This window comes from Advenella sp. FME57 (genome assembly GCF_014897675.1).
In the GTDB taxonomy this organism is placed as follows: domain Bacteria; phylum Pseudomonadota; class Gammaproteobacteria; order Burkholderiales; family Burkholderiaceae_B; genus Advenella.
This window is the reverse complement of sequence record NZ_JABUXU010000015.1, coordinates 15,735-33,942: the sequence shown is the minus strand read 5'-3', so window position 1 is coordinate 33,942 and position 18,208 is coordinate 15,735. Positions and strand designations below refer to the sequence as shown.

Genomic DNA, 18,208 nt, shown 5'->3' with positions numbered 1-18,208 from the left:
AGTGAAAGTTTCTTTTGTATTGGTGGCACATGAGGCGCCGGAATCCCTTAAACCGTTGATTGAATCAGTGTTATCTGCCGGGTCAGATATATTCGCTCATCATGACGCAAGATCCTCTCATAGTTTGGAGGACGCATGCAGTCATTGGGGGCTCGATGCTCTACCTGGAAAAATTTATTTTGCTAAACGCGTAAAAGTCGTTTGGGGGGAGTGGTCAATCATTCAGGCCACTCTCAACTGTTTGTACCTTGCTCGTGAAAAAAATTACAACTGCGATTATCTCATGTTGATCTCAGGCTCTTGCATGCCTGTCAAACCGATCAAGCTGCTGGAGCAGCATCTCGCTCAGGATGAGGTTGATCATATTGAAGTCGTCAACGCTCGCGACAATCGTTGGATCACCGATGGCATACAGGAGGAACGGTGGGAGCTGTTTCACTTCTTCAATTGGCGTTACCAGACCACGCTCTTCAATTGGGGCATATCACTCCAAAAAAAATGGAAAGTTAAACGGCAACTTCCTTTGAGTCAGATACCCCATATGGGGTCTCAATGGTGGTGCTTGCGCAAGAGTACTATTGAGCGAATTCTTACTTTAATCGATAGTCATCCAGAATTGACCAAGTTCTACAAACGTAGCTGGATTCCTGATGAGCTTTTTTTCCAGACCCAGGTAGGCAATCTGATACCCAAAACTGAAATCGATGCGGCACCGTTGACTCGGTATCAGTTCAATAGTTGGGGTATCCCTAGGGTGTATTACGAGGATGACCTGGCAGAACTTATTGGCGAGGAGTTGTTTTTTGCACGCAAGGTCTCTCATCGGGCGCCAATTTTGCGTGAGCATTTGAAACGTATTGGAGCGATGCTGCCTAATGAGTACGCTGACTATCTGGATAATGAGTGTGACGAATACAAAGTCGAGTTGTTTGAGCGGATCAAGTTGCTTAAGGAGATGGAAAGCAACCGTTGGTATAACCTAGTCTCATTCAATGAAAATGAATATGACTATATCAAATCAATTCCTAATCCAGTAGTAATTATTTGCTCTAATAACCAGGAATTGAAAGAAAGCGTCAAACGGAAATTTGCAGCTCTACCAGATGCTGTCGTGTATGGCGATATACTGGATCCCGAACAAATAACGTTTAATGAGGGAACGCCACAGGTGGCCGGTTATAAATCCGATAGCGTCAAGCTGGCACAGCATAAATGGCAGCTCTATATCGGGTCTTTGGTATTCAGGTCCAAAGGGAAGACACTTGTATTTACTTTGAACGATTCAAGTCGTCGCTTCCTGGAAGTATTTCGGTGGAAAGAAAACGCCACCGTGTTGTTGTTGGATGAGGATGCTCCAGAAAACGAAAAAATATATCTTGATGCACTTTGCTTCAATGCGCAGACCTCTCGTTTCATGCGCAAAGGCTATGTTTGCGAATTTGCCAGAATCAACGAGACGCTTTTAAATGAAACAGTCCAAAGATTGGGACATCGTTTGAATTCTGTTGACGCGCTATGCAAGGGCCTGCTGCGTGGTTGGAAACGGAAGAATTGGTATAGTGTCAGTGACGCGGACACCAATCAATATGATCTGATTAAATCTTTGACTAAACGAATGATTGTGATTTGTTCGTCGGATGCGGCGACACGCATAAGGGCGATTGACTACATCAAACAAAAGACATCTGCTCGTGTATTTCATGATATTTTCAATACCGTTAGGAAAGGTGATCTTCGGCATATTTGGCAATATTATTTGAGTGATCTTGTTTCGGACACACAGGAAGATGTATTGGTATTTTCCATCGACTTGAAAGATCTGAACTATATTGACGTCTTACGATGGAGCCAGATGATCACGCTGGTGTACATGAACTCGGAAGAGGATCGACCACAAAGGAAAATCGACAGAATCAAACAAAGTGATTTGTCCAATATTGGAGAAGTATTTAAGCTCAAGACCGACAACAATCAGACGGAAGTTGCGAAAGCAGAATTTAATCGACTTTTGCAGGAGCGGTTGTGTCAGTATTATCAAGTGGATCCGGGCTCAATGCATCAACTGGAAGATGTGCTCATTAAGGTCTTCTATGGAAACGAAAAAAATTATGTAAAATCGATCATTAATCCTATTGTGGTCGTCTATGCGTATACAAAGGCGCAGCAGGAAAGTGTTCCTCGATGGTTTGGTAATTTGCCTGATGCAGCGCTTTGTGGCAATTTGATTGAATCACCTACGGCATTTGCCAAAAATGGTGCGACGACAATGTCGTCCGATATTATTTCGTTGATGGATATACCCTGGTACATTCGAGTCGGTCAATTTGCTCACAAGGAAAAGAATAAAACTCTGATTTTCATTCTGGACGATGATCAAGACATCGCCTATTTGGATATTCTCAAATTCAAGGATAATCTGACAGTTATTTCCCTTGATGAAAATCATGCCGATATTCAAGATGGCCTAAGAAATCTCTACAGCAACTGTAAGCTCTCAGTAGGGTTAGGTAAGGCTAAAGATGCCGAATGCAATTATATTCGTGTGAAAGAAAAAGTTATTGATGAAGTATCCGCTCGTCGTGATATCGTTTCGACCGTAGGCTTTTGCTATGATTTGCAAAATGCTTCTGCAGATACATATTGGCCAAGTCTTTCCAGTTTTGATCATGACCACTATGAATTTATTAAGCAGGTACCTAATGATATGATCGTGGTCGCTGCCCTGCACGGTGAGGATCGGAAAGCGGTGTCGAAATTTATAAGGGATAACGCATCTGATGATTGTGTGGTATTGAACGACATTTTTGATGTCGTTCCCTCGAAAGAGCGTTTGAGAGTCTGGCCTTACTATTTGGGTGATTTGGCTGCTGCTTATGCAGGTAAGAAGCTTATATTTACATTAGATCTTCGTTTCCAGTCATTTCTGGAAGTTCTTCGTTGGAAATCGAATTTAGCTTTAATTGTTGTGGATTCAAAGGCGAGGGTTATTGATTTAGTTGATTCTGAGTACAAATACAGAATTTATCAAGAAGAAGATAAACGTGATTCAGTTCGATTAAACTCTATGTTGCGGGATAGGCATTGTCATCTCATCAGAATCCCAAGTTCCGATCAAAGTATTGTTGCAAAGGCACTGGCTGATGTATTCCATTTTTCTCAAGAAGCGCCTTCTAGTGCTGGTTTTTTGCAAGCCAGTTAAGGATGCATTTTCTTACCATTAATTTAATTGATATGGGACATTAAATTGATCTCGAATTGTACGGAGTAAGTGGAATATGAGATGGTTAGTAACCGGTGGAGCTGGGTACATTGGCTCTCACACCGTTGTGGAGCTTCTTGGCTCTGGAAATGATGTTGTAGTCTTAGATAATTTATGTAATTCCAATGCAATATCCATTGATCGTATTGAACAAATAGTGGGTAAAAAGCCGATATTTGTACACGGTGATGTGCAGGACAGAGCGCTTCTTGATAGGGTATTTGCCAAACATAAGATAGATGGAGTGATCCACTTTGCTGGGCTAAAGGCTGTTGGGCAAAGCGTTGACGAACCACTCACTTATTATCAGAACAATGTGCATGGCACGCTGGTCCTATGCGAGGCAATGAGTGCAGCAGATGTATTCCGGCTGGTGTTCAGTTCTTCTGCCACGGTATATGGTGAGGAAGCGGCTGTCCCTTATATTGAAACGCAAGCGCGGGGTACAACAAATAATCCATATGGAACATCTAAAGCCATGGTCGAGCAAATTCTTACCGATTTGGCAAAAGCAGATGGACGTTGGAAAATCGCATTGCTGCGATATTTCAATCCTATTGGAGCACACCCAACTGGATTAATTGGCGAAGATCCAAAAGGTATACCTAATAACCTTCTTCCATTTATTACACAAGTAGCCATCGGTAAACGTTCGGTCCTCTCTGTTTTTGGTGATGATTATCCGACAACGGACGGTAGTTGTGTTCGAGATTACTTGCATGTGGTGGACTTAGCACGCGGGCATATCAAAGCCCTAAATGCTCTGCAGCAAGGCGGGATATCAATTTTCAATCTGGGTACGGGAAAAGGAGTTTCGGTTCTTGAAATGGTGGCGGCATTTGAGCAAATTACCGGGCAGAAAGTGCCATACCAAATCTCTCCGCGTAGGCCAGGTGATTTACCGGCATTCTGGGCGGATGCGACAAAGGCCAAAAACGAGTTGTCTTGGTATGCTGAGTTCGATCTTGAGAAGATGCTAAGTGATGCTTGGAACTGGCAATTAAAAAACCCGAGTGGCTATAACCCTCATTAATGTAACTACCCAGTAAAAAACTGCTCATGTGATAATAGGATAAATTCACGATGAGTATGACCGCGCAAGAAGAGACCAGAGGCTGGCAGATCAAGAAACGGGCCATTGGCTTCAGGCCCCGCATTCAGGCCTTACCCTCAAGTGGCCTGCACCCCAAAGAGCGGTGTCCTACAGATCTGTGCCGTATCTGGGTTGGATAGCATCTGGTCTCGCAGCCTCTCGTAGCCACTAAGGCCATGACTGCCAGCAGTGCACTGGGGCGAGTGCTCGTGCCGTTTCCGCTTCGATCCGATAATGGGCTGATATTCACCCTTCAGATACATAGCGTTGGTTCGCAGTTAAGGCCTTCGACAGGAATTCATCACGCCACATTGCCCTCAGAAAAATGGCACGGTGGAACGCTTGATTCGAATGTTCAAGGAGCAATGTGCCCCATCGCCTTCGCTTCGAAATGCTGCCGCATGCCAGTCGTGTTATCGGTGACTGGATACGCTTTTACAATTACCGACGCCCACACCAGGTGTTGAGTATGACAATCCCGGCTGCTACATTTACACTGGCCGCGTAAGTTGAGCAGAAAACGTTGGGGCATTACACGCTTTTGGAGAGCAGTTTAGCGTGCCCGGGATCATATTTTATTCTGTAATTTGTGCTTGTCTATTTGTTTTCCTTTGAAATAGCTGGCGCATATCATCACCAGGACCTGCATTTCTATCGTTGCAATCAAGATCTTTATAGCTGGAAACTTGATAGCGTCCATTGCCTAAAATTTTTGGGATAGTGCTACTTTTCGTCTCCATTCCCCATCCAATTAAGCCAATGTTTTTCTTCTCTAAGTACTTGATAAACTCCTTCGCTCTGTCGCTATTTGCTGTTTTACACGTGCTGCCTCTATGCCCCCATTCTGTTGCAATTACAGCATGTGAATTGGCAAAGTTGCCAAAACGCTCATCCCACTCTTCAGGAGTATTGAGGTAAGCGCGCAGGCGCGGATGAATGCCATAAGCGGTTTGTCTAACGGTATCTTTAATGGGGTATTTTTCGCTTAGAAGTTTCCCCATCGTTGGGCCTTCGATAATCAATACATTGTGGATGCCTTTCTCACGGATCATATTCACAATTGCTTGGTGGCCATTTTGCCACTTCAGCCATTCAGCGCGAGAAGGATTAACTGGTGTTACAGGCTCATTAAAGAGCTCATAAAGAACACCGCTGTCTGACGAAAATTGTGGGGCAATGTACTCCCAGGCTCGTAAGGCCGATTGGCCTGGCATTCTTTTCTCTACGTCGGGCACATTTACTCGCTCTTGCCACTGCATCGACAAAATTACCGTCATCCCATTTCGTCTAGCCAAACTGACAGCATCTATGACTTCCTGAAGATAACTAGAAGTGAAATGAGATGACTTCGGATCGAGAAAAGGCATACCAATTTGCAATCGAACAGTGTCACCTCCCATCCACTTTAGGGCATCCATATATTTTTGTCCGAAATTACGTTGTGCGTACATAGTGCTGGCGTCTGATTTATGCCCCTTAGGAATAAGGCGACCAAAAAAAGTCATCCCTTTGGGATACCACTCTTCGCCATCCCGCAAAAGCACCTTCCCATTACGCAATTCAACCAACCCAGTGGTAAAGTGCTTATAGACGGGAGACGGGCACTTTATCTGTTTCTCTTTCTTTGGTGCTGCATCAGATCGTAAACTGCCATTGCTACTTACACATGAGGTTGCTTGGGCGCTATTTACTAAACTGAGCTGAGCACATACCAGAGCGAGCAACAACGCCGTGGGGCCAAACATAGAGAGGCGTTTTAATTCGCTAGTCATATTAAGCATTGTTTTTCCTTATGCCACGATTGTCAGACAGTCAGTACCTTAAACCAATATCGCTTGGACTTATTGTCACTCTGAATGATGCACGGCGTTTGTAATAAATTGAGTAATAACGCAACCGAGTTTCACCAGTACTTTGAGGTAACATCTTTGGGTCGCAGTACGGTTAATAGTAGCAGCAATTTGAATAGGATAATTTTTCTTATCCAAGAAAAAATACATATGGATAAATAGGGAGTGAATTACATAAGCACTCCAGAATGCATGCCTCATCATTGATTCATCGATATGAATGCTATCAGCTTCGGCTGGATTAGTGACAGGTTTTCTCCAACCTTAGACGTACTGCTGAGAAATTTTTCGCGCTCCGCTGGGGGTTGGCGTAAGGTCCCCAGCGTTTCTGTAATGTCCCAGCGTTCTCCGCTTAACTTTAGCGGCCAATGCAGAATCTGAATTAGGATTTTCAACCAATGTTGATAGGCGCATTGCTCCTTGAGCGTTTGAATCACACGCTCCAGCGTGATGTAATCGGAGCTAGTAAACCTCAAGCGGTTGACGGAGCCAAACCTAAGGGTCGTAGATGCCACGCATACCAACACCGGTGATCAGTGTGCCAATTAACAGTGCCAGAGTCGCCTAGTTACCGCATTTCGTCCAATACCGCGGAGTTGCGTGCTGTGAGTGTTCCAGCTACCAAATACACAATACTTAAATTGATGGCGCTCTCTCGTTGGATTGATGATGCAGAATTACAGGTCTTTGACTTTAGTGTCTCGATGTTGTCTTCAAAGATCGTTTACCCTTAGTTCGTCCAGTAACTCATTAAAACCTTATTACAAATTCCAATAAAACAGCACAAAATTTAACGAAGATTCGTTCGTATAATATTTTTAAATGGAAAACTGCTCTTGTATGCTTTCATATAAAGGCGGAAAACAAAGAAATTATTCATCGAGGAATTTGATTGGACTTTGAATTTAATATCGACCGAGCGTCTTCTGCGGCAAATGTGTATTTTAAATATCATTTTTGCAATATCAAAAAACCGCTTGTCATTACCTTTGCTAATCTTGGGGAATTAATTGATGAAGCAAAAATTTCGGAATATCCTTCACCATGGGGATTTGAGTTCGTTAAAAGAAAAGGTTTGAACGTTTTATCTTTTGCCTCCTGCCGTCCCAGTAACTGGTATAGAAAACGAGCTTTTCCAGCTTTTCTGCGAGATCTGTCTGCAAATCTTCCTGATTTTCCAGAGCGGCTAGGTTACGGTGGTTCAATGGGAGGGTATGGGGTGAGCGCTTTCGCAAATATCCTTAGAATGAACAGAGTGCTTCTCATGAACCCTATATCGACTCTAAATGATCGGCTAGTGCCATGGGAGACTCGCTTCCCTGGAGGACGCTCACTTAGCTGGAAATACGGGGTATTTGATGGCTCGAAGATGAACTGCCCGGGATACGTAGTCTATGACCCACTTTTCAAACTCGATCGATTACACGCACTTAGATACAAGAAAAATATTGTCCATTTGAAAATTCCTGGTGTGGGGCACAGCACGCCGACACACCTTCAAACGATGAAGCTACTGAGCCCACTATTTCAAGCGTTTGTCGATGGGGATATTGATTGTGTTCAATTTCATGAAAGTGTAAGAAAAAGAAGAAATATCGTGAGATATTATGATGAAATGTTAAATGAAGAGTTTCGTACTCATACTGAAACTAGACGTCGTATAATCCAGAATAGAAAGAATCAATTTCTCCAGGGGCAAATTAATAGTCCACAAAATATCACCATTGAGCGTAAATTTGCCGATACGCTGCGGGATAGTGCACGTCTTTTAGAGGATATTGATATACATAAAGCACTTAAATTAATGGAATTGGCGTATCAAATTCGCCAAGGCACATTTATTGAAAAAAAAATAAAGCAGTATAGAAAAATCGCACAAAAGTAGATTCAAACTCAATGAATTCCAATGGATTGGACATTTGAAAAAGTTGTCAGCGCATGGGAGGTGAATTAATCACTTAATTAGTATGTCGAGTAGTAATGCTAAAGCTAACAACTACGAAGTCATGAAATAGCACGACCGGTGTGGTGACTTGATTCAGCGGAGGAGTTGGGAAGGTCAAATTTTCGGCACTGATAATTTACATTAGCTCAAACGTAATCTGACAAACGGATAACTGTCTGATCATTTTTGGACCACGTCCTTTGATTTTCAGGCGGTCTTACCCTCAAGCAGGGTTTGCATTGTAACGGCTCGCTCAATATCGTCTAGAAATTTCACTGAGATTTGTTGAAGATACGTGGCTACTTGTAGGGTGATATGAGGATGATTAAGGTTCCCCCGATTATTTGGATAGCCACATGAGCTAGGATCACGTTTGCTGAGTGCCTGCAGGGACAGTTGGTAGAGGCATTAAATATAGTCAACGATAGCCGTTTTAAGTTCGGCGTTGGTCTTGAATTATTACCGATACACGCATTCCAGCTTGAGTATCGAGAAAAAGCTTTCCATCACTACATTTTCCCAGCAATTGTCTCTGCGGCTTATGCAGCATCGCACTCCTGGGGATTTTTGAGAAAATTCAGAAACTGGTAACTAGGCGACCTTGGCCTGAATGATGTAATACGCAGGAAGGATGACCTTGCGAAGAATTTGCCATTATCGTAGCGTCAATGTTCGATTCTAGAGCGGTCCACCAACTACCGTTCGACACACCAATAATAATGTTCTATGTCGTTGGCCGTTCCTGGCGGAATAAGATTGGATAGACAAACCGGATACCCATCGAATTCAAATTCGATGGCTACAACGTCCCGTTGCTCTTTCTGTATTTTTGCCAGTAGGGCCGACGCAAGCTCATCAAAAAAAGATTCTGATTTTTCAGGATTGTTAACTAATATATTGTACAAATCGAGATTTTGATATTTGACCGATGCGATTATATCGGTGTTGCGAGCTGGATTTATTGCCAAGCACCATTGGTTCCACGCGGGCACCGATTGTTGCTTGCCCTCAATGGTTTCCATTCTCTGATCTCCCTTCCCGCTTAACAGGTAGGTTGTTGTTACATTGTGCTCCATGGTTGTCTCCGTGCCCAAGTCTTACGTTAGCGATAGCATGCAACTTTTTTATACAGATTACCTGAACCAAAAGAAAATTGTAATCAAAATGTCACAAAAAAAGGGGCCCAATGTGGGCTTTCGCTAAAAAACAACTGTTCGTGAGCCCAACGTGTTTACGATCATTCGGAGTCGTTGGTACCTGCATCTACCAGTTCCACTAACGCATGGATAGCGAAGGCCTGTTGTGTTGCATTAGCGACGGCCTAGTACGGCATACCAATTGGCGTGGTGCTGGGTATTCGATGTTCGATGTTCGATATTTTTAATTGCTTACTGTATTGATGGGGCCGTATGCAGGTCTGTATCGAAATTTTGGTAAATTGGCAGGACATGTATTCAAGCGTTCTCTTGTTGTTTGGTCAGATTCACAATTGGCATCAATGACTCAATCTTTTGGCGCGCCCGTTGGCTTTCTGGCCATTTGATAATAGCAAGTTGATATAGCGATAATGCCGTTTCAAACTGACCGGCATCTTCTAGAACAGCGGCTGTTTTTGTCAAAATGTCAAAAGCCATCGATTTTTCGGTAAAGGCATTGTCTAGGGTGGCCAGGCACGCTCTAGTTTCATTGATGGAAAGAGTGGGTAGTTTTATAGCTTTGCTGTTCGTCACGATATACTCCTTGGCTAGTCGTAAGGTTCGCCTACTTGGGTCCAGTTGGATAAGTGCTCGAATATAGGGCTCGGCATGCCCTTCGGTATGCATATAAGCTTGGGCCTTTTGTGCCAGGAACTCTGCTTTGTATTTATTCTCAACGTCTATCTGGTCAACTTTTCCTGCGAATAAATTCAATAGAAAAGGTCCTAGTTTACCGCTGCTTTTGATCGCGCCAAAGCAACTATGCCCGGCATTATCGATGTGTATGACGTGCATTTTTTTATATGCGGGAGCAATTGCTTTTGTGATGAATGTGAAGTCAGTTTGATCAAATGGATCAATTATGATAATCGGGGTGTGTCTTGTGACTGCGTTTTCGTAGATTTGAGTATGAGTGAAAGTTTGTTTGATTCGGGGAGTAGCCGGGTGGCTTAAGTTGCGGGGGCTAAATGCGACAATCCTGGCATTAATGTGGGCTGCGTAATAAATGGCAGCGTATCCTCCCAGAGATAATCCATAGGTGATTACGTCTTTGCTTTTTAATACGTCTTTAACTGTGTTGGTGAACGTATCCAGCGACAGGTGCTGAAAGCGTTGCGCGCCCTTGCAGCACACATAGATATTATTAAAGCCATTTTTTAAGCAAAAGTCGGTGCCAAAGCCTTTCTGGCTGATTCCGCTGCCCCAATAGCCAAATGTGATTATAGTAGTCTTGCTGCCGATATCGTGGAGCGTAATTCGATAATCCTCGGTTTCCGCGAGAATTTTGGAGATGACATTTTTTGACTTCAATTGGTCTTTTATTAGTTTAAAAAACATTAAAAGATATAAGGTTCAATTGTTAATGGCTTGATAATTCTATCGTGTTTGACGAATTTTCGCCATCCATTGCATCTTTCAATTGTGATATGTGTAACGGTGCCCGTGTTTGCCAAGCCTAGGTCGGGCAACGGTGGGAAACTAATGATGTTAAAATGATATTCCATGTTACTTTTCTAACGAAAAATAACTGCCTTTTGGTTAACGCAATTAAAGTGCAACTAAAAGACTTCAGATTTATATAAATTGGTGCATTTCCATCTGTAGATGGAATGGCCGTGGCAAGGGAGAAAGCATGGACAAGGCCGCCTTACAGGCTTTTCGTAGTCAAATCTATTCAATGGAAAAAGCGCTGGTCACAATGCGTGCGTACATGGACGAGCATATCCAGAACGCGCCATTTGATGCCGATGCTCAGGATTTTACTGGTCCGGTGGAGAATGCCCTTGAGTCATTATTGACGAGGTTTTCTCCTGAGGTTACCGAGCAAGCAGTTCAGGCATACGAAGAAATTACCCGTGGCGTATGTGTTGGTTTTAGTTTAGATGCGGGTGGTTTCAGCTGTAAGGTCAAAACGGATACGTACCATGATGAATCTGATGCCGAGGACCCTACTGCAGGCAGCTCGTGCTTGTTGATCTACCCCAGCATTGATCCAGAGCATGACCTAACATATTTCACGCTGGAGACAGATGTATCTATTGATGCATTAAGGGAAATAAATAATTTAACTTTGGATTTTGTTCCTGCTTTCAGCGCTTCGTCGGATGAGTTGGTAGAGGATTTTTCCATGTATTTGCGGTTGTATTTTCCTGACTCAAGGCATGAGGACTATCATCATAAGTCGTACCCGGCATTGGGTATACCATTGGCATTTAGTTATCATATTGACGATGCTCAGTACGAATCGCTCCCTTTAGCAGAAGCAATCGGGGCACGAATCATTATCAATTTACCCCGTGCAACTTCTGATCTTAATCGCATACTGCTAAGCTCTTTTATGATGACCGGCGCCAGAGTGTAGTAAATGCGTATTCTATATGTCACAAATGAAAGCCCGATTTTTCCGTCAGGGGGTATAGGCACATATATTGGCTATATGGCTTCAGCTATGGAGCGGGCAGGCCACGAGGTGTTCCTGTTAACCTGGACGTATCAGCCCAGGAACGAGACATATGATTATTGGCCTTTCAAGTCCGAAAATACCCGAATATGTTATTTGGACGGTGTTCAAGTGCACAGGCGGTTTCCGCAAGGGCCATATAATTATGCAGTCTCCGCGATACTATCTGATGAAATTTTAAGTTGCGCGATTGAATGGCAAGTTGAGGTGATTGAGTCTGCCGACTTCCTGGCACCATCCCTTAGGGCATTTCAGCATATCCAGTCTTCCAATTTGAGCCATAACATCCTCTGCTCTACCTTCAATCATGGGTTCATCGAGGATTATAATGATGCGGACCAAATTGCCTCGTCCGTTTACACGCAAAACGAACTTACAAGCGAGCGGCAGCAGCTGCGTATCAGCGATTTGATATTGACTCCTTCTGTATCGGCACGTTCACGTCTGCACAGGTACGGCATTACAGAGAATATCGTCGTTGTGCGTGAGCCATATGCATTTCAAATGTGTACTCCCTGCGACAGAGTCCATCCGTCTATGCAGTTTCTTGGGCGACTTTGTCTATCGAAGGGTGTGGATAAGCTGATTTTGCTGGCCAACTTAATGAATAGCTCAACGGAGCTGGATGAAGTGCTCTTTATTGGCAAAGAAGATCGTATTCCGTTTCGAGCAGATCCACGTGAGTATATTCTTGAGCGGTTGATGCCCACATTGCGCGGCAAGGTTAAATTCATGGGGGAGCTGTCAAGAGATGAGGCGCTGGCACGCTTGCAGGCAGGGAGTTTTTTCCCGGTTTTGGGGGCTGCTGAAACGTTCAGTTTCGCGTGTCTTGAGGCCATAGATCGAGGTGTGCTGCCAATCGTGATGTCAGGTACGCCGATGGAATCCTTTTTTCCCCCTGATTTAAAGCATTATATTCTCGATAAAAAAGAGCCCGATGTCAGGCAATGGCAGCGAACGGTGAATTCTATTGCTCAGAACGCATCTGACATAGTTGAACGTTTGCAGCAGTATAACCAGGAAGAACTTGATCCTTCACGCATCGCGCAAAGCGTTGGTACTTTGTATGACGCCGCCAGAAAGAAAAAGAAAAAATATGCTCTGAAATTTGCCCGACGCCGTGCCGTGGCGCATGACGTAAGCTTTCTGGTTTCAGTTACAGAGGCCGGCAATATACAGGCGGTTATCGACGCAATATGTGCGCAAACAATGAAGGCGCAACATGTGTTGATCTGTTTCGATCAGGGCTCAATTAGTGAGACTGTGCAGGGATATATCCGGCTTCGCCTACCCCATTGCACATTGCTGGAGCAGCCGCTTGTTGGAAGAGCGGCTCTGTTCAAGATGCTTCTTCAAAAGACCAAAACCAAATTATGTGTTTTTTTGGATGAGCGCACCATCCTTGCACCTAATTTTCTGGTTGAAATGCTGCGTGCATATAACACATCGGTGATGATTCCGCAGGCGGTGTTGCCAAGTCAATATAGGTATGGTGTAAACGCTGGAAAAGTGCTCAGTCAATTTATGGGTGATCATGTTCATTTTTTACGAAATGATATGGTGCTGACCGCATTGATCGAGACAAAGGTTGCATCTGAAATCGGGTTTGATGTAATGAGACGCAATTGTGAAGACCTTGCCTGGGCATTCTGGCTGGCTTTTTCCAGGAGGGGATATAGGCATATCTGGGTGCCAAGGTTTTTAATCAACACCTTTCAGAATAACGTGCCGGAGGAAGGAGCCGTGATAGGAGGACACGTGATGATTCGCGATGTATTGCTCAATTGTGGCAATTATAAGGCAGGGCAGGACCAATTGGTTGTGCAGGCCTTCTATGCTCGTCAACGTATCGAGTAGTTGTTAACTAACAAGTGGGAAAAGTATTTGATATATAACAATAACGTTTCTTTTGTGCCAAAACTGAAAATGCTGGTCGAGGCATTGAGTGCGGATTTGGGTCAACAATTGTCTATCCAGACTGTTCATAATGCAGCTCAGGACATCACTTGCATAGAAGTAGAGCACAATGATTCTGCATTACGCGACTTGGATGAGGGCACGATACCCGATTCGCTATTTCTGGTTTTCGATGTCTCATCATTGCGTTTATTGCTCGAGTCGGACTCAAAGATTCTCTTGTTGTGGCTTGATGTGCTCGCTTTGGATGAGATCTATATTTCGTGCCCTGAAGGCGAGCTGGATAGGTTGACGGAAATTTCTAACAAACTGTACGAGCTTGGTCTGCGGGCGGGGCGCCTGGTTTTGGGCGAACCCGCGGTCGGTCGCGACAATTTAGTGACACATTTCACGTATATGCGTGTAATGTCGTGAGCTTAACGCCGGTTCAGGGCGCGGCGGTATGCTTCCAGTTTCTTAGTGATGAAAGGTCCTTTCCGTAATTGGTGGGCTTGACTCATTAAATGTTCTGCCAAAGTTAGATCCTCGTTCTCGATTCTGATGGCTAGATCTCTGAGTAGGGTGGCGTCCTGATAACGAATGGCCTGAGGGTCCTTGGCATATTTACGTACACAGGCAAGTAGGCGATTTTCGATAATTGTTTGCCGAGCGGGGGTCAGGCGATTGGAGGGGTGGTTGAGCAACCCTGCATAATAATCCAGATAGCCCCGCCTTCTGCGTAGCGATGTATGGAAAAAATGGCTTGTCAGTTCATTTTCTATGAAAGCATCAATTACTTTGTCAAGTAGCTTCATGGTCTGAAGATGTTTGTAAAGATTTTCTCCCAGGCCTCGAGCGGTGATGCGTTCCAGTTGTGAGCCGTAGCGCTGTGCATGTGAATTATCCAGCATCTGTTGTTTGTCATAAATAATCTGGCCGGGGCAACGCGTTGTGCTGCCATCGATGTCTCCTTGTGTCCAGTTCAGACCGCGCAAACCTTGCGCGAAACGATTTTCCCAGGGGGCATGCTCCTGATTTAAGGTCGATATAGGGCTGAACAGGAGGATCCGTTGACAATTGAGCGCATTTGCATAAAGAGACACGCCAAAACCGCCTACATTGGCGCCGATCCCAAGCCGTTCGGGAAAGTCTGGCAGCATGTCTGGGAGCTGCACTTTAAGATATTGATTTAAAACCGGGTGTTTATACCAATTTCTGGGCTGTAGAGAGGTGAACGATAGAACATTCAGTCCTAACTCTTTTATTCTTGAAAACCCCCAAGGATCTATATTCGCTCGTATATTCTCGATCGGAATTTCAGAGTCAGCCGGTGAAAATAGAAACACGATGGGTTTGGATAAATTCTGGAAATGATATTTGACATACGTTTTCCCCAGAACAAAAGAAGTATCTTTATTGAAATCAAATGACATGTGAGAAAGGCGCAAAACCCAAGTTAATTTTGTTTAGTTTGCCAAAATATTGTGATGGCGTAAGGTAAATAGGACGAATATGGGAATCTTGAGGGCAATCCAAATATTCCAATCGTCATGGTGGATGATCACATATTTTTTTTTCAGAAACAAGGTATAAATACCAGAGGCCCGTGCCGGGTTCAAAAAAAGCCCGGCTATGTAAATAACCGGGCTTGAATATTGAACACTAATATTGATGATTAGCTCTGTTTCACAGAAAGTGTTCGTTTTCCAAATAGCTTACAATATGGTCCGCCGCCTCTTCAGCGCTCATTTTGCTAGTATCAATTCTTATTTCGGGCTTTTCCGGAGCTTCGTAAGGCGAATCGACCCCTGTAAAGTGTTTTAGTTGACCATGACGCGCCTTTTTGTATAAACCTTTCGGGTCGCGAGCTTCCGCTGATTCCAGGGGAGTGTCAATAAATATCTCGATAAACTCTCCATCCTCTACTTGTGAACGTGCTAATTGACGCTCGGCTCTGAAAGGGGATATGAAAGCGGTGAGTACGATCAGGCCAGCATCAACTAACAGATGTGAAACTTCTCCAACTCGACGAATATTTTCTACCCGGTCCTCATCAGTAAAGCCTAAATCCTTGTTCAATCCGTGACGCATATTGTCACCATCCAGCAGGTACGTATGCTTTCCCATCGAATGCAGTCGTTTTTCAACTAGATTGGCTATGGTGGATTTTCCAGCGCCAGAATAACCTGTCAGCCAGAGTACGCACGGCTTTTGCCCTTTTGATAGCGCTCTTTCTTCCTTGTTTACATCCACGTGCTGCATATGAATATTATGCGAGCGACGCAGTGCGAAATGAATCAGGCCGGCGCCGACAGTATTATTGCTCATGCGGTCGATCAGGATAAAACCGCCTGTGTCCCTGTTATGTGTGTAGGGATCGAACGCAATCGCACGGTCAATGTTGATATTGCATACACCAATGGCATTCAGCTCAAGTTTCTTGGCGGCAGTGTGTTCCAGGGTGTTCACATTGACTTGATATTTGATTTCAGTGATCGTAGCCGATACCGTATTGGTGCCAATTTTCAATTGATAAGACCGGCCCGGAAGCATGGGTTCATCGTGCATCCACACTACAGTCACTTCAAATTGGTTAGCTGTTTCTGCTGGGGATTCTGCTTTGGAAATGACGTCTCCACGGGAAATATCAATTTCATCTTTTAGAGTCAGCGTGATGGCCTGGCCAGCAATTGCCGTATCCAGATCGCCATCGAACGTCACAATGCGGTCAACTTCGCTTTCCTTGCCTGATGGTTGAACGCGAACACGGTCTCCGGGCTGTATCTGCCCGCCTGCGACAACGCCTGTAAATCCACGGAAATCCAGATTCGGGCGGTTCACCCATTGCACAGGCAGGCGGAATGCTTCCTTGCGGGTTCTTTCATCGTCGACTTCCACTGTCTCTAGATAGCCCATCAGTGTAGAGCCGCGATACCATGGGGTATTATCACTTGGTGTAATAATATTATCGCCTTTGAAGGCCGACAGAGGAATAAAGGTAATGTTTTCAATGTCCAGTTGCTTGGCAAATTGTTTGTAGTCTTCTACGATTTTGTTGTATGTTTTCTCATCGTAGTTGACCAGGTCCATTTTGTTAATGGCTACCAGAATCTGGCGGATACCTAGCAGTGACACCAAATAGCTGTGGCGACGGGTCTGAGTTAGAATCCCTTTGCGCGCATCAACCATCAGAATGGCTACATCCGCGGTGGATGCGCCGGTGACCATATTGCGCGTATATTGTTCATGTCCGGGGGTATCGGCAACGATAAATTTACGTTTGTCTGTTGAAAAGAAGCGATAGGCAACGTCAATGGTAATGCCTTGTTCCCGTTCGGCCGCCAGACCGTCTACCAACAGGGCAAAGTCTATATTGTCCCCCTGTGTGCCGAATTTTTTTGAATCTACCTCGGCAGCAGCTAGTTGGTCTTCAAACAGCATTTTGGATTCAAAAAGCAGTCGTCCAATAAGCGTACTTTTTCCGTCATCAACACTGCCGCATGTAATAAATCGCAGCAGACTTTTGTTTTCATGAGTCTTCAGATATTGATCGATGTCGCTTGAAATAAGATCAGATATATGTGCCATTTAGAAATACCCCTCTTGCTTTTTCTTTTCCATTGAGGCGGCAGAGTCGTGGTCGATCATACGCCCCTGACGCTCGGATGTTGTTGTCAATAACATTTCCTGAATAATTGCGGGCAATGTATCTGCGGTGGACTCCACTGCGCCGGTCAATGGGTAGCATCCCAGTGTTCGGAAGCGTACGCTTTTCATCATGGGCACCTCGCCTGGTCGGAGTGGCATGCGGTCATCATCGACCATGATTAGCGTGCCGTTGCGCTCGACCACTGGTCGTACGGCAGAGTAATACAGTGGCACAATTGGAATGTTTTCCAGGTGGATATACTGCCAGATATCGAGCTCTGTCCAGTTGGATATAGGGAATACTCGAATGGACTCGCCTTTGTGTTTTTTTGTGTTGTACAGACGCCAAAGTTCCGGGCGCTGATTTTTGGGATCCCAGCGGTGTTGCTCGGATCTGAATGAAAAAATGCGTTCCTTTGCGCGTGACTTCTCTTCGTCGCGGCGGGCGCCGCCAAAGGCTGCGTCGAACCCAAATTTGTCCAAGGCTTGTTTCAGACCTTCGGTTTTCATGACATCGGTATGAATGGCAGAGCCGTGAGTAAACGGATTGATGTTCTTGGCTATGCCGTCGGGATTTACGTGAACCAGTAATTCCATGCCGGATTCTTTCGCCATACGATCTCGCAACTCGTACATGGCCTTAAATTTCCACTGTGTGTCCACGTGCAGCAAGGGAAACGGTGGGGGCGCAGGGAAAAAGGCCTTGCGTGCCAAGTGCAACATCACTGCGCTGTCTTTTCCTATGGAATACAGCATGACTGGATTGTCGGCCTCTGCAACGACCTCGCGCATGATGTGAATACTCTCGGCCTCAAGTTGTTGGAGATGAGTGAGGGACATGGATTGCCTCGTCTTTAGTG

General features: G+C 44.7%; 12 protein-coding genes and 1 pseudogene. 7 read left to right on the top strand and 6 right to left on the bottom strand.

Features of this window, described 5'->3' with window-relative positions:
* Window position 1 precedes the first annotated feature (1 nt).
* From INT32_RS16435 to INT32_RS22410, 3 genes are all read left to right on the top strand, one after another.
* A complete protein-coding gene (locus tag INT32_RS16435; protein WP_193089804.1) occupies window positions 2-3,199 on the top strand; it encodes a beta-1,6-N-acetylglucosaminyltransferase in 3,198 nt (1,065 codons plus the stop codon).
* 76 nt (window positions 3,200-3,275) lie between these two features.
* On the top strand, window positions 3,276-4,292 hold the full coding sequence (gene galE, locus INT32_RS16430; RefSeq protein ID WP_193089803.1) for a UDP-glucose 4-epimerase GalE: 1,017 nt from the start codon (window positions 3,276-3,278) through the stop codon (window positions 4,290-4,292).
* A gap of 451 nt (window positions 4,293-4,743) precedes the next feature.
* On the top strand, window positions 4,744-4,860 hold the full coding sequence (locus INT32_RS22410) for an integrase core domain-containing protein (RefSeq protein ID WP_226817190.1): 117 nt from the start codon (window positions 4,744-4,746) through the stop codon (window positions 4,858-4,860).
* A gap of 67 nt (window positions 4,861-4,927) precedes the next feature.
* On the opposite strand, the gene INT32_RS16420 is transcribed toward INT32_RS22410, so the two are convergent.
* Entirely contained in the window at window positions 4,928-6,133 is a 1,206-nt protein-coding gene (locus INT32_RS16420) for a glycoside hydrolase family 5 protein (RefSeq protein WP_193089801.1), read from the bottom strand.
* Between the two features lie 961 nt (window positions 6,134-7,094).
* On the opposite strand from INT32_RS16420, the gene INT32_RS16415 reads away from it, so the two are divergent.
* Window positions 7,095-8,087 (top strand): hypothetical protein, encoded by a 993-nt coding sequence (locus tag INT32_RS16415; protein ID WP_193089800.1) that lies wholly within the window; start codon window positions 7,095-7,097, stop codon window positions 8,085-8,087.
* A gap of 755 nt (window positions 8,088-8,842) precedes the next feature.
* On the opposite strand, the gene INT32_RS16410 is transcribed toward INT32_RS16415, so the two are convergent.
* Both INT32_RS16410 and INT32_RS16405 read right to left on the bottom strand, forming a co-directional pair.
* Complete coding sequence (locus INT32_RS16410; protein ID WP_193089799.1) at window positions 8,843-9,223, bottom strand: hypothetical protein; 381 nt, start codon at window positions 9,221-9,223, stop codon at window positions 8,843-8,845.
* Between the two features lie 378 nt (window positions 9,224-9,601).
* Window positions 9,602-10,654, bottom strand: coding sequence for a hypothetical protein (locus tag INT32_RS16405; protein ID WP_193089798.1), 1,053 nt, complete (start codon window positions 10,652-10,654; stop codon window positions 9,602-9,604).
* 322 nt (window positions 10,655-10,976) lie between these two features.
* On the opposite strand from INT32_RS16405, the gene INT32_RS16400 reads away from it, so the two are divergent.
* From INT32_RS16400 to INT32_RS16390, 3 genes are read left to right on the top strand one after another with little or no spacing between them, the layout of a single operon-like run.
* Window positions 10,977-11,705, top strand: a complete 729-nt coding sequence (locus INT32_RS16400; protein ID WP_193089797.1) for a hypothetical protein — start codon at window positions 10,977-10,979, stop codon at window positions 11,703-11,705.
* A 3-nt stretch (window positions 11,706-11,708) separates the two neighbouring features.
* On the top strand, window positions 11,709-13,661 hold the full coding sequence (locus INT32_RS16395; RefSeq protein ID WP_193089796.1) for a glycosyltransferase: 1,953 nt from the start codon (window positions 11,709-11,711) through the stop codon (window positions 13,659-13,661).
* 27 nt (window positions 13,662-13,688) lie between these two features.
* Window positions 13,689-14,135: a hypothetical protein gene (locus INT32_RS16390; RefSeq protein WP_193089795.1), complete on the top strand. Its 447-nt coding sequence runs from the start codon at window positions 13,689-13,691 to the stop codon at window positions 14,133-14,135.
* A gap of 2 nt (window positions 14,136-14,137) precedes the next feature.
* On the opposite strand, the gene INT32_RS16385 is transcribed toward INT32_RS16390, so the two are convergent.
* From INT32_RS16385 to cysD, 3 genes and pseudogenes are all read right to left on the bottom strand, one after another.
* Window positions 14,138-15,133, bottom strand: coding sequence for a hypothetical protein (locus INT32_RS16385; RefSeq protein ID WP_193089794.1), 996 nt, complete (start codon window positions 15,131-15,133; stop codon window positions 14,138-14,140).
* A 253-nt stretch (window positions 15,134-15,386) separates the two neighbouring features.
* Window positions 15,387-17,288 (bottom strand): sulfate adenylyltransferase subunit CysN, encoded by a 1,902-nt coding sequence (gene cysN / locus INT32_RS16380; RefSeq protein WP_193089793.1) that lies wholly within the window; start codon window positions 17,286-17,288, stop codon window positions 15,387-15,389.
* Window positions 17,289-18,191 (bottom strand): annotated as a pseudogene (gene cysD / locus INT32_RS16375) (sulfate adenylyltransferase subunit CysD); the annotation flags it as partial.
* Between the last annotated feature and the right edge of the window lie 17 nt (window positions 18,192-18,208).

Bases quoted from the DNA above. Each gene is read 5' to 3' on its own strand.
- INT32_RS16400 (WP_193089797.1), top strand. From the start codon at position 10,977: ATGGACAAGGCCGCCTTACAGGCTTTTCGTAGTCAAATCTATTCAATG.
- galE (WP_193089803.1), top strand. From the start codon at position 3,276: ATGAGATGGTTAGTAACCGGTGGAGCTGGGTACATTGGCTCTCACACC.
- INT32_RS22410 (WP_226817190.1), top strand. From the start codon at position 4,744: ATGCTGCCGCATGCCAGTCGTGTTATCGGTGACTGGATACGCTTTTAC.
- INT32_RS16385 (WP_193089794.1), bottom strand. From the start codon at position 15,133: ATGTCATTTGATTTCAATAAAGATACTTCTTTTGTTCTGGGGAAAACG.
- cysN (WP_193089793.1), bottom strand. From the start codon at position 17,288: ATGGCACATATATCTGATCTTATTTCAAGCGACATCGATCAATATCTG.
- INT32_RS16420 (WP_193089801.1), bottom strand. From the start codon at position 6,133: ATGCTTAATATGACTAGCGAATTAAAACGCCTCTCTATGTTTGGCCCC.
- INT32_RS16410 (WP_193089799.1), bottom strand. From the start codon at position 9,223: ATGGAGCACAATGTAACAACAACCTACCTGTTAAGCGGGAAGGGAGAT.
- INT32_RS16395 (WP_193089796.1), top strand. From the start codon at position 11,709: ATGCGTATTCTATATGTCACAAATGAAAGCCCGATTTTTCCGTCAGGG.